The sequence below is a fragment of the Candidatus Cloacimonas sp. genome (assembly GCA_035403355.1).
In the GTDB taxonomy this organism is placed as follows: Bacteria; Cloacimonadota; Cloacimonadia; order Cloacimonadales; family Cloacimonadaceae; genus Cloacimonas.
In genome coordinates this window covers 1-13,194 of record DAONFA010000043.1, presented here as the reverse complement: position 1 = coordinate 13,194, position 13,194 = coordinate 1, and the positions used below count along the sequence as shown (strand labels likewise).

Here is a 13,194-nt window from a genome sequence, read left to right as displayed (position 1 = left end):
CTTCTCAACCCTCTCAACCTTCTCAACCCTCTCAACCTTCTCAACCCTCTCAACCCTCTCAACTGTATTTTCCTTTTTTTGTCTATTCAATATGATATGTATATAAATCCTTGTTAATCCGCTTAATATATCTAAACTGGATTGCGGATATTATTAGTGTTTAAAGTGACGGAAACCGGTAAAGAGCATAGCAATGCCCAATTCATTACAGGCAGCAATGCAGTCCTCGTCGTTTTTAGAACCGCCAGGTTGAATGATAGCAGAAATTCCGTGTTTAGCAAGGGTCTCTATACAATCCCGAAAAGGGAAAAAGCCATCGGAGGCACAAACCGAGCCATTTAAATCGTGTCCGAATTTTTTAGCTTTCCAGAGAGCTAATTGAACAGCATCAATGCGGGATGTTTGTCCGCAGCCAAGCCCTAAGACCCTGTCTTCTTTAGCGATAGCAATGGCGTTTGATTTTAGGACGGAAACAGCTTTCCAGGCATAGATAAGAGCTTCTAACTCATCCGAAGTAGGTTGTTTGGCGGTAACCATTTTCCAGTCCTCTGTTGGTTCATTTATTAAGTCCCAGTTCTGAGCTAAATAGCCGAAGGTTAATGTTTTAATTTCTATAGGGTTAACCGGTTTTTGCAGCAGGGAAAGGTGGTAGCGGATTAAGCGTCGGTTTTTCTTTTTCTTCAAGAATTCCGGAACACCGGGTTCGTAATCAGGAGCAATAATAATTTCAGTGAAGATATTGTTAATCAGGGTTGCCGTTTCCAGATTCAGAGACCGATTTACTATTACAATTCCGCCAAAAGGTGCCTCCGTATCTGTTTCAAAAGCTTTTCTATATGCCTCTGCCAATGTTTCTCCACTGCCAATACCGCAAGGATTGCAATGTTTGACAATAATGGCAGTTGGTTCACTAAAAAGACGAATAGCTCTTAGGGCAGAGTCAATGTCCATTATATTATTGAAAGAGAGTTCCTTACCGTGAAGAAGTTCCCAACCGGGGTTACCATTTGCATAAAAACCAGCATTTTGATGAGGGTTTTCGCCATAGCGCAATTTACTGTTCAGGTTTTCAGATACAAAAAGCTGAGCAGGAAGCTCTGAAATAAAAGGCAAGTCCTTATCTTTTTTTGTAAAATAAGCGGCAATATCCAAATCATACTGACTGATTTTAGTAAATGCCTTTTTTGCCAGATAAGCACTGTAGCTCTCAGGTAAAACACTATTCTGTTTTAAAAGTTTTAGAGTGGGTGGATAATCCTCAGGATCAACCAAAACAGTAACGCTTTTAAAGTTTTTTGCTCCTGCCCGGATTAAAGACGGACCCCCAATATCAATATTTTCTATTTCCTCTTAGATAATATTTATTTTATCAGCATAATTTTCCGTACACATACTTTCCTACTTGTTTCAAGCCGAACTAAATAAATACCGGAACCAACGCTATGATTATTTTTATCTCTACCATTCCAAACAATTTTGTGATAACCTTGTTCAAGATCATTGTTAATAAGTTGTTTCACTTTCTGACCACGAACATTATAAACATCCAATTTTGTCTTGCTTGAATTAGGAATACTAAATACTATAGTTGTAGAAGGATTAAAAGGATTGGGATAATTATTCTTGATAATTGGGACCAATGGAATTTGTATTTCCTGTAATTCCTCTTTATTCATCAACTTATATAACAAAGCCCAATGATCCTGATGTTTATTATAAAAAATATCAATATTAGGATATAAATATTGGCTATATTTTGTAGATACTGGTTTTTTATCATCTTCTATTACCGCAAGCTGCAGAACAATTTCTAAATCGAGAACAGCCCTTAAGGAATCTATTATACTAACAGGATTATCTATACGAATCTGAATTAAATCTATCGCATTTTGAAAATCTTTCTTTGTTATATTAATCTTAATAAGATAATCAGTTAATAATTTTGCAAAAGAGAAATCTACATTAGCATATTGATCTATTTTCTGAGTAACATATTGTTCTAATGTTTCAAGTTGGTTCTCCTGCATTAATTTTATTCTATATATTCCATCAATACAACCATTTAAATAGTTCTTTTCTACTTCCAATTGATCATTTAGTATTGTTTCATATAAAAAAACTGCTTGATCATAATTTTCGCAAGCTTCTTGATATAATGCCAAGAAGTACCGATTATTGCCATCAGGATCTGTTCCTCCAGTATTAGGATTATCATCATAACCATTAACTATTACATAATGTTCATATTCAGGATCATTTACTCTTAGTGAATCATCTTCAAACCAATTCTTAGATGCATCAATTTCATAAACGTATGATGAGGAATAATTGTCATCAAAGTTAAAATCAAATGAAGTTGATCCAAAATGATAAAAATCATTATGCCCACTAAATACTTGAATATATGAATGATACATATCATCATAATAAAATTTAATATTATTAATTTCATTACGTAAGCAGTTTTTTGCATTATAAGTAAGGTTCAAGTTGGAATCTTTATGACATAATAATCCAGTTTCATTTAAATAAAAATCACAGTTCTGTACTCTTGCTACAGCACCTCTGCTTTCTATTGCTGTATTGCAGAAAGAAAATGATGAATTAAATATACCTGATAATTTGGGGGAATAAAATGAACCATCGAATTTAATACCTGTATCACAAGCATTGAAATCGCAAGAACAAATTGTAGGAGTAGAACCAATTAAAAATATACCTACATCACCTATATTATTAAATGAACAGTTTTGTATTCTCCCTATTGATCCTATTGTCGTTTCTTTAATACCATAAATACAATTATTGAATGAGCAGTTGAAAATACTATCAGGTGAATCAAAAGAAGTAGTTTTTAGAATTCCATATTGTAATTCTGAAAAAATAGTATTCTTTATAACTACTGGAGAATGTGATCTTATTATTTCAATTCCTTTTGCCATTTCACCAGATAAACATGTTATGGAGTTTCGAGGTCCTATAGTTGTATCAAAAATAATATAGTTGTCTCTATTATTAATAGTAATACCAGTTTTATTTGAATTAACTTCTATATTACTATTAATGAAATATAAGTTTGAATTGTGCACAAAAATAGGAACTTTGCTAATAGTTGAATATAATATGTTAATATAACTAGAATTGCTTACTAATATAGAATCATAATATGCTGATATTGAAGAAGGAAGAATTGTACATGAAGATATAGAAAATGAGCTGTTATTAATATACATTCTTACAAGATTTCCAAAATTTATTATAGAATTTTGATATGTTAAAGAAGAATTATTGGATACAAATATTTTTGATCCCGTTTTATAAGTTTGAATGCCTGAAATAATAACATTTGTACCTTCTGAAATATTCATGGTAAATGAAATAGGATAAATACATTGTGTGTTATCACTTATAATAAAATTTCCATTCCCATCAATAATAATTGTTGTGCCTGTTTTGCCAAAATTACATACTCCATTAGAAATTGACAAAGTAGAATTATCTGAGAGGGTAAAATGAACACTATCACCTATAGAAATGCTTCCTCTTATATTAAAGGTTGCATTACTATCCAATGTTATGTGAGTATTAGGTAAAATAGACACTATTGAATTTGGTTCAACATTTACAGTACAACCATTATTTAGTGATATATTTCCCCCCAAGTAAATTTTTTTTCGTAAAGTAGTATTTGAAGATACAGAAGGTGGAAGTGAAGCACACATTTCAAGTAATATCCCATCACCTGAATTAATTTGTAGATCAATATTCTGACCAGATTGGAAGTATAAAGAATGACTATATGGATCATAGAGGGCTGGGGAACCAAAATGATTGAACGCATAATTATTAGGTTTAAATCTGACCCTCTGAGCAGGAGGTATATTGTAGCCAACACAATTTCTAATATCACTTACAGAATAAAATTTTAAACTTCCGCTAGTATTATTAACGAAATTAGTTCTTCTATTAACTAACATATACCAAGGTTCATTATTGTTATCACTGAAAAAGCCACATTGAATATATCCTTCATACTGATCAGGATTAGAGTTGGTAATAACCACTTTAATTGAATCTAAGTATGTAGTCCCATTCAATAAGGATGATGGTTCTGAATATATTTCTCCTGGTTGGAATAAACCGGATATACCAATAGTTACCGCATCCTGCCAATTAAGATTTTTTGTAATAGGGCCATAAACACAAATTTTATCATTTGCTTCACAAATGGCAGAATATAGAGAAGTTGAATCTATACTATAATCTGGGGTATTGTAATTGCTTACATCAAGCATAGAATACCATTTTAAACTTGATTCTTGAATTTCTGATTCTATTTCCTGATAATTGTAAGGTTCTTTAATTTGTTGAATTACATTGGGAATAATATTATATAAATGATAATCAATAATTCCATCAACACCATAACACAATGGTAAAAATTGTAAACACTTAACCATTTGAGGGGTTGGATATTGATAGAATGACCAACAATTATGATTTTCATCCCACCTCCCCGCTGTACAAGGGACAACATACAAAGGAATATTATCTTGTTCACAAGCCATCTTTAATTTTCTATAATGTTGAAGAACTTTCCAATCTAAATTCCATTGAACAGAATTTTTATTGCAGATTCCATTTCCTTCAGCAGGCAGATTCCAATTAAACTCAGGTTCTAACACATAATAATCTATGAACAATTCAGAAGGGTTTGTTTCGGCAAGATATAAACCTGGCATAGAAAACCTGTTACCATCTCCTTTCTTCATCAATCCATGATTCCAATTTATATTTGATATAGCTTTATCACCATTTATTGAAGACAATATATTTTCATTAATAAGCTTGAGAGAATAAAATTGAGGCATAGAAGGTTCATCAAGTGTATAGTGCCTTTTTACATTATTATATAAACGGCTTGATATCCATCCTTGCACAACAGAAGGATTATTATCTAAATTATCATATACTTTATCAAATATTTCTAAATAATCAATTGAAATTGTGTGCCCACTATGCCAGTAGACATAGGGATTAATGCCGTATAGTGATGTAAACCAATATCCAAGATTATTCATAAAACCGTTATGAAGTAAATATACTAAATCTATTTCAAAAGTAATACTGCGATATCCACTTTGAGGATTTTCAGCTTCAGTGGTTGTATAATTATCTGATTGCATATCGGAATAAGTGTAAGTTATTGAATCTGTGGGTATAGTTGAAGAAAGAACATTTTTTAAAGGGACAAAATACCAATTATAATTATTATTATTTTCTCTTTTATAAAATGCACACTTAAATGTAAATGCAGGTGCATTAGCTGGAAAATTAGGATCGATTTTAATTAAATATCGTAAATATAATTTATTATTAGCCATATATGTTACAGATAAAGAATCTGCTCCCCAAGAGGCAAATCGAAATTCAGGTCCAATATTTTTCTCGTTATTAAGAACTATATTATTATTATAACCAGCTTTGTATTCTTTCCATCGGGTTTTGAAACCACATATAGCATTACCTGGGGGCATTTGTATTAAATTTGGGAGAATTTGAGGTGCTCCTTCTGGTGGTGGTTCTATATTATGGTTATATATACATTTCCATATTTCTCTATCACCCATTGAAAAAGCTTCTCCTACCCGATTGGGATCTGAAAATTTATAGAAAAATTTATCGTTACTGTTATTAATTCCTCCTTCACTGCTATATTCGGCTTCAAATCTCCAATAATTACCTGTAGAAATGGCATGTGAACCAGATGTAATATTACCTTCGGTATCAATATTCCAATAGTAATCAGTTAAATAAGAATCAATATTCTGATTTTGATGAAGATTAATTAAGTTTACAATATCATTAATATTTGGGTTATTTGTATCCCAAACATCAAGATTATATTTTGCATTTTTCAAATATGTTGTAATGATCTCATTATTAAATGATTCAAGAGAATTCCAGGCTTTCATATAAGTATAACACCCTATCGTAAAATCATCAGAACTAATTGCATAGAATGATGATAGTGCTAAAAATAATACGCATATACAAAATGTATATCTCATTTGATCCTCCCCTTATTGATGGTTATTTTTTCGGTAGAGACCCTCTTCCCGTTTATTTGCATTGCAACAATATAAACTCCTGGTTTTAGTTTAACAGCTGGTAGAATACCCCTTTTACTTTTTAAATTCTGCGTATCCAGCTGATAATTGGTTATTACCTGCCCCTTAATATTATAAATTGAAATCTTAGCGGTAGATATATGTTCAGGAAGAGGACCTTCTATCTCATAACTAATTTCTTGGTTATTAGAGGAATTGGGATTAGGGAAATACTTAACCTTTAAGATACTGTTTACAGGAGGCATAAAAACATCTTCATTAGCTACAGGAGTATCTAATAATTGAGCATTTCCGGCAAAAATGTAAACATAACCTAAATTATTATCATTACCTGAGGTATTGCTATGGTGTGCAGAAATAGCCAGATCACAATATCCATCACCGTTAAAATCACCCGAAACAAGATTCCTGCCAAATTGGTGAAAAGGGGAAGTTGGTGGAGCTGTAATTCTCAGGTCAAAAAGGCCATTGGGATTTTCACCTCCAAGCCAAACGCCAGCGTGTCCCGTCCAGAGCCCAAAGGTATAATCCGAACCCGCTAAATCACTATAACCGTCTCCATTAAAATCTCCGTAGGCGACCCCTTGATGACTCATATCCATCAGATTGGAAATGTGTTCATTGATATGTAAAGTAAATTCTTCTGTTTCCATTATATTAATTCCACCTAAACGCAGTTTGTTATTATCTCGCCAGGAATCCCCTTCACAATAGACAAAATCATCATAGCTATCTCCATTAAAATCACCTACACCATAACCACCGGGAAAGCTCCATTCTGAATCTCCCCAACAACGCAATAAAACCCGATTGTTCAAATTAAGGGGATTTCCCCCATAATAGAGATAGCGATAAGTTATAATACCCTCTGGTTTTTCTAAGGCAAATCCGACAATAAAATCATCAAAGCCATCATTGTTTACATCACCTGCTTCAGCAAGTTTATGATATCTTTGCAGACAAATGTGGTATTGGATAGTAACTATTTGAAAAGTTCCTCCCAACAATATTGCCAAGTCAGGATAATTAGTATTTATAAAATGATATATTCCTATATCATCTAAGCCATCTCCATTCACATCTCCCAAATACCATATTGGTAATATTTCGGGTTCACTGAACCAAGGTGAATTTAATGTAAAATCAGGTTCCAGATCTGCTTCGGGTCCTCCATAGAATATTCTTAAAGCTAAGGAATCAGTAATCTCTGGTGAGTAAAGCTCAGAAATCATAAGATCATCATAATTATCACCATTTACATCGCCAATATTTAAAAGAGTTGTGCTGATAACCTGATCCTGGAATGTGCTTTCTCTTATAAGATCGGTAACTGCATCCATATTGGGTCCACCAAAATAAATTTGGACACTTGACCAATGATTAATTCCGCTATTTAAGGTAAAAACCGCTACATCATCATAACCATCAGCATTAAAGTCAATAGAAGCAATAACTTTCCCAAAATATGAATTTAAATATTCACCAGCTAAATTCTGCATTAAGGGCATATTGTTTTGAGAATATAATCTTATCCCCGCAAACATAAGAGTAGCACTTACAAGCAATACTATTAGCACCTTCTTCATAATCTATTCCACCCTTTTATCAAGGATATGTTTTATACTTAAGATAAAAAATAATAACCTCTATTTTGCAGTATATCTTAATTATACATAATGATCCAATTTCAAGGTTTACATCAATTCCCAATTTTTTACTCTTAACCGAGGGTCCCAGTAAACAGAAAAATACTTCCTACTACTAATTTGCCGGAATTCATTTAAAACTCCTCGTAAGCAAACACTATATAATTACATTATAATATAAATTCCCGTAAAAGCAAAAAATATTTTTTTTTGCCATCGCCTTTACTCCTTTATATTGAATTTTGTCTGAGCTGTATTCGCCTTATCTATTATTATATAAGCAATATAAACATCTAATTACACTTTCAGATATTCTCTTTGGTCTTTTTTTCATTTTCGGTTGCATCAATTATTAATGGACTCATTGATCTATAAGGTAACAAATTCTACTTATGTCATAGTTGCCAAATTTACCTTAAACATATTGGAATAAATCTTTTTCAAATTGGAATTCAGGATTTCAAGGGATAAGTATATATTCTTATTGATTCAAATGTCTTATTTGAGATATAACTCCTTGTTAATCCGCTTAATATATCTAAACTGGATTGCGGATATTATTAGTGTTTAAAGTGACGGAAACCGGTAAAGAGCATAGCAATGCCCAATTCATTACAGGCAGCAATGCAGTCCTCGTCGTTTTTAGAACCGCCAGGTTGAATGATAGCAGAAATTCCGTGTTTAGCAAGGGTCTCTATACAATCCCGAAAAGGGAAAAAGCCATCGGAGGCACAAACCGAGCCATTTAAATCGTGTCCGAATTTTTTAGCTTTCCAGAGAGCTAATTGAACAGCATCAATGCGGGATGTTTGTCCGCAGCCAAGCCCTAAGACCCTGTCTTCTTTAGCGATAGCAATGGCGTTTGATTTTAGGACGGAAACAGCTTTCCAGGCATAGATAAGAGCTTCTAACTCATCCGAAGTAGGTTGTTTGGCGGTAACCATTTTCCAGTCCTCTGTTGGTTCATTTATTAAGTCCCAGTTCTGAGCTAAATAGCCGAAGGTTAATGTTTTAATTTCTATAGGGTTAATCGGTTTTTGCAGCAGGGAAAGGTGGTAGCGGATTAAGCGGCGGTTTTTCTTTTTCTTCAAGAATTCCTGAACACCGGGTTCATAATCAGGGGCAATAATAATTTCAGTGAAGATATTGTTAATCAGGGTTGCCGTTTCTATATTCAGAGACCGATTTACTGTTACAATTCCGCCAAAAGGTGCCTCCGTATCTGTTTCATAAGCTTTTCTATATGCCTCTGCCAAAGTTTCTCCACTGCCAATACCGCAAGGATTGCAGTGTTTGACAATAATGGCAGTTGGTTCACTAAAAAGACGAATGGCTCTTAGGGCAGAGTCAATGTCCATTATATTATTGAAAGAGAGTTCCTTACCGTGAAGAAGTTCCCAACCGGGGTTATCATTAGTATAAAAACCAGCATTTTGATGAGGGTTTTCGCCATATCGCAGTTTTAGGTTCAGGTTTTCAGATACAACAAGCTGAGCAGGAAGCTCTGAAATAAAAGGCAATTCCTTATCTTTTTTTGTAAAATAAGCGGCAATATCCAAATCATACTGGCTGGTTTTAGTAAATGCCTTTTTTGCCAGATAAGCACTGTAGCTCTCAGGTAAAATACTATCCTGTTTTAAAAGTTTTAGAGTGGGTGGATAATCCTCAGGATCAACCAAAACAGTAACGCTTTTAAAGTTTTTTGCTCCTGCCCGGATTAAAGACGGACCCCCAATATCAATATTTTCAATTATTTCCTGTTCACTGGCATTTTCCTTATTACAAACTTCAGCAAAAGGATACAAATTTACGACTATAACATCTATATGATCAATTTTTAGTTCGGCAAGTGTTTTTTCGTGAACAGGATTATTTCTATCTGCCAAAATTCCGGCATAAATAATTGGGTGCAGGGTCTTCACTCTGCCTTCCAGAATTTCCGGAAATTTGGTTAAATCAGAAACCAGCATTACTTTCCGGCAGAATTTTTGTAAATATTCCGCGGTATGAGAAGTGGAAAGAATAGTGTAGCCAAGTTTTTCCAGTTCCACAGCTAAATTTTCTATGCCGGATTTATCGGAAACGCTGATTAGGGCATATTTATTCATTTATCGTCTTCCTCGTTCAAGGTATCTACCATTTTTTTTAAGTTCTCTTTATTCATAATTCCTTCTAAGCGCTGATTAAGTTTTTGATTGGTAAAAAGTTCCATTGTTATGCGGACGGCATTATGGGGTTCTTTAGTTAAAAAACCACCGGTTTTATTGTTTTCAATAACGCTCACTAAAACCATCCCCCCCAAAATTATTGCCCAATTTACATAAATCCACAGTAAAAAAATCGGCAGAACAGCCATCACTCCATAAAGTGCCTGGTAATTTGTTAAGTTATAGATATAAAAATCAAATGCGGATTTACCAATAACCCAGATAACTGTAGTCCAAAAAGCACCTCTAAATAAAGAGGCACGGTTAATTCTAACGGAAGGCAACAGCATATAGAGAAAAACGATAGCCAAAAATTGCAAAATGAAAGGAACTATTACCATTATCCACTGTAAAACCGGGGACTTTAATAATCGTGAGATGATGGGAATAGAAGAACTGGAAAAAAGCAACACGATAATCAGCAATCCGAAAACTATCGTGCCGAAAAATTTCACTAATTGGGTAATAGTATCTTGGGAGGTCTTCAGCTGCATACTCAGGATACGGTCAAAAGTACCTCTGATAACTGCAAACAGGGAATAGGAACTAATAATCAGAATAACAATATTGAAAATATTATAGCCGACTTTGGGCATAATCAGCTTTTCCATAAAGTTGATTATAGCATTCGCTGAGCTCGGAATAAAGTTTTGCACCACCAATTCCCTCAATTTATCACTCAAATTCAGAAATGGCATATCCGGGGCAATTAAAACCAGAAAATTGATAAAAGGAACGAACCCGAGAAGAGTTATATAAGTTAAACTGGCTGCTTCCTTCAAAATTCCTTCGCTCATAAAACGCTGGTAAAATGTTTTCATAAAAGTCCAAATATTGCCAAAGACCTTTTTCCGTTGTTGCGTAACTGTTATGGATTGATAAATTTTTTTAAGATCAGAATTAACAATTTTGATATAGGAATACAGCCAAAGGAAAAGCTTCTGCAGAAGACCCTTTTTTTGCTTTTGTTTACTCATTATTCCTCCCTTAAAGCAATAACCGGGTCAAGACGGGCAGCTCTAAGAGCAGGACCAACTCCAAAAATTAGCCCCACTCCAATAGAGACCAAGAGCGAGACCCAAATCATTTGCACGGAAGCAACCACCTGAATTTGCAAGTAGTTACCCACTTGTTTCAGAATGGTAAATCCCAAAAGTATGCCTAACGCACCCCCCAAAGCAGTTATCAAGATCGTTTGCACTAAAAACTGAATAAAAATATCTCTTTTCCTGGCTCCAACTGCAATGCGAACTCCAATTTCACGAGTGCGTTCACGAATGGAAGCAAGCATAATGTTCATAATTACAATTCCCCCTACCAGCAGGGAGATTACAGCAATTAAGAAAAATATCGCTTCAAAGATTTTCACATTTGCCTGCATTGTATCCAGCTGTTCTTTAGCGGAAGTAACCTGAAACAGTCGTTTTCCGTTTTTCAGATTCAGCACAATGTTTTCCACTTTGCGGCGTAATTCTTTTGCTTCTTCAGGACTTTTTGCTCTTATATCAATAGAGCTTATATTACTGGCAGTGTTAACTTTACTGATCATAGTTGAGATTGGGATAAAGCACTGCTTATTTAAATATTCCAAAGCATTATCACCTACTCCAATATCTCCGCCTTGTGATTGCATAAACCTTTCTTCCATCACCCCAACAATAATAAATTGCTGATTGCCTACAGAAATTGTTTGGCCCAAGGGTTCACCGTTATTAAAAAATTCTTTTGCCACAGTTGAGCCAAGCACTATCACATTGCTATGTTCATCTATATCCAAATCCTTTATAAATCTGCCTTTAGCAATGTCCCATTGTTCAACTTTTACAAAATCGGGCATCACGCCTCTTACAGAAGTACTGTATCTAAGATCACCCCTATTTACTACTGAGTCCCATTCCTGAACATTGGGATTAAATGCTTCCGCTTCCGGGATAAGAGATTGCAAATAACGAATTTCCTTTAAGGTAAAACTCGGATCGCCCCCTTTGGAAAAATCATACCGCCAATTTTGTTCCACCTCAATTTTATTCAATCCACCGTGCTCTTCCATCCAACTTATGGTGTTTTTATTCATTCCGTTCACAATTGCCAGGACTACCATTATGCACATCACGCCCAAAATTATTCCTACAACGGTTACTACGCTGCGAACTTTGCGCATCAAAATATCTGCCAAACCAAGTTTCAGAGATTCAGCTATCGGAATTGCCATCTACTATCTTCCCGTCTATAATTTTAATTATTCGCTGAGCTCTGGAAGCGATTACTTGATCGTGAGTAACAATTATAACCGTGTTACCTTGACTATGCAGCTCTCTAAAAATTTCTAAGATATCGCCTCCGGATTGGGAATCCAAATTTCCCGTCGGTTCATCAGCAAGCAAAATTGAGGGCTCATTCACAATTGCCCGGGCAATGGCAACACGCTGTCTTTGACCTCCGGAAAGTTCACCCGGTTTATGCTTTAGCCGATCACCCAAACCAACGCTTTGCAAAACTTCCTTCGCTTTGGCAAGACGCTTATGACGACTCATACCTCCATACATTAAAGGCAATTCTACATTTTTAAGAATATTCAAGTGCGGCAGCAGATTGAAGGACTGAAAAACAAAACCAATCTTCCTATTGCGAACTGTAGCTAAAGCTGACTTATGTATTTTGCTAACCAAAATATCATCCAGATAATATTCACCATCGGTAGGTCTATCCAAACAACCTAAGATATGCATCAAAGTGCTTTTCCCTGAACCGGAGGGACCCATTATGGCAACAAATTCACCTTTTTGAATCTGCAGGTTTATACCATTTAAGGCACGGACTTTAACCTTGCCCAGAATGTAATCCTTTACTATGCCTTCGGTTTTGATAATATCCATATTTATTTACTTTTCCTCTTTTTGCCTTATCATTATGCTTTAGCATTATGTCAATGAAAAAGTGAAATAGAGGGCAGGGAAAATAGCTTCCTACTTACTAAACAGATGAATAATCAGCCACCGCAGCCCTTGGAAAGTTGGCTTCCCGGTCAAATATATTAAATGACTATAAATTTTTGTTTTAACTCTAAACCGAGCTTCAGCTTTGACAGTATCGGACAAAAGATAAATATTCTGTTACCTCTGCATTTTGTTGCAACCACAGAAGAATCGGTTTAGAGTCAAAACAAACAGCTTGTTTTGACTTACAATTTTGCCACTGCCTTCAGTGAAA

The 13,194-nt window shown here is 34.6% G+C and carries 7 protein-coding genes; all 7 read right to left on the bottom strand.

What is annotated here, in order from left to right; all coding sequences use genetic code 11:
- Positions 1 to 153: 153 nt before the first annotated feature.
- Entirely contained in the window at positions 154 to 1,335 is a 1,182-nt protein-coding gene (purH, locus tag PLE33_08605) for a bifunctional phosphoribosylaminoimidazolecarboxamide formyltransferase/IMP cyclohydrolase (protein ID HPS61302.1), read from the bottom strand.
- Between the two features lie 26 nt (positions 1,336 to 1,361).
- A complete protein-coding gene (locus tag PLE33_08600) occupies positions 1,362 to 6,071 on the bottom strand; it encodes a T9SS type A sorting domain-containing protein (GenBank protein HPS61301.1) in 4,710 nt (1,569 codons plus the stop codon).
- Positions 6,068 to 7,717 carry a T9SS type A sorting domain-containing protein gene (locus tag PLE33_08595; protein HPS61300.1) on the bottom strand — a complete coding sequence of 550 codons (1,650 nt, stop codon included), beginning with the start codon at positions 7,715 to 7,717 and terminating at the stop codon, positions 6,068 to 6,070. The genes PLE33_08600 and PLE33_08595 overlap by 4 nt, the downstream gene beginning before the upstream one ends.
- Positions 7,718 to 8,337: 620 nt before the next feature.
- Positions 8,338 to 9,885 carry a bifunctional phosphoribosylaminoimidazolecarboxamide formyltransferase/IMP cyclohydrolase gene (purH, locus tag PLE33_08590; protein HPS61299.1) on the bottom strand — a complete coding sequence of 516 codons (1,548 nt, stop codon included), beginning with the start codon at positions 9,883 to 9,885 and terminating at the stop codon, positions 8,338 to 8,340.
- Complete coding sequence (locus tag PLE33_08585; protein HPS61298.1) at positions 9,882 to 10,961, bottom strand: YihY family inner membrane protein; 1,080 nt, start codon at positions 10,959 to 10,961, stop codon at positions 9,882 to 9,884. The genes purH (PLE33_08590) and PLE33_08585 overlap by 4 nt, the downstream gene beginning before the upstream one ends.
- A complete protein-coding gene (locus PLE33_08580) occupies positions 10,961 to 12,196 on the bottom strand; it encodes an ABC transporter permease (GenBank protein ID HPS61297.1) in 1,236 nt (411 codons plus the stop codon). The genes PLE33_08585 and PLE33_08580 overlap by 1 nt, the downstream gene beginning before the upstream one ends.
- Positions 12,177 to 12,860 (bottom strand): ABC transporter ATP-binding protein, encoded by a 684-nt coding sequence (locus PLE33_08575; protein ID HPS61296.1) that lies wholly within the window; start codon positions 12,858 to 12,860, stop codon positions 12,177 to 12,179. The genes PLE33_08580 and PLE33_08575 overlap by 20 nt, the downstream gene beginning before the upstream one ends.
- Positions 12,861 to 13,194 lie beyond the last annotated feature (334 nt).

What these genes read in the sequence shown, in the direction of transcription:
- PLE33_08580 (HPS61297.1), bottom strand. Translation starts at nt 12,196, where the DNA reads ATGGCAATTCCGATAGCTGAATCTCTGAAACTTGGTTTGGCAGATATT.
- purH (HPS61299.1), bottom strand. Translation starts at nt 9,885, where the DNA reads ATGAATAAATATGCCCTAATCAGCGTTTCCGATAAATCCGGCATAGAA.
- PLE33_08575 (HPS61296.1), bottom strand. Translation starts at nt 12,860, where the DNA reads ATGGATATTATCAAAACCGAAGGCATAGTAAAGGATTACATTCTGGGC.
- PLE33_08600 (HPS61301.1), bottom strand. Translation starts at nt 6,071, where the DNA reads ATGAGATATACATTTTGTATATGCGTATTATTTTTAGCACTATCATCA.
- PLE33_08595 (HPS61300.1), bottom strand. Translation starts at nt 7,717, where the DNA reads ATGAAGAAGGTGCTAATAGTATTGCTTGTAAGTGCTACTCTTATGTTT.
- PLE33_08585 (HPS61298.1), bottom strand. Translation starts at nt 10,961, where the DNA reads ATGAGTAAACAAAAGCAAAAAAAGGGTCTTCTGCAGAAGCTTTTCCTT.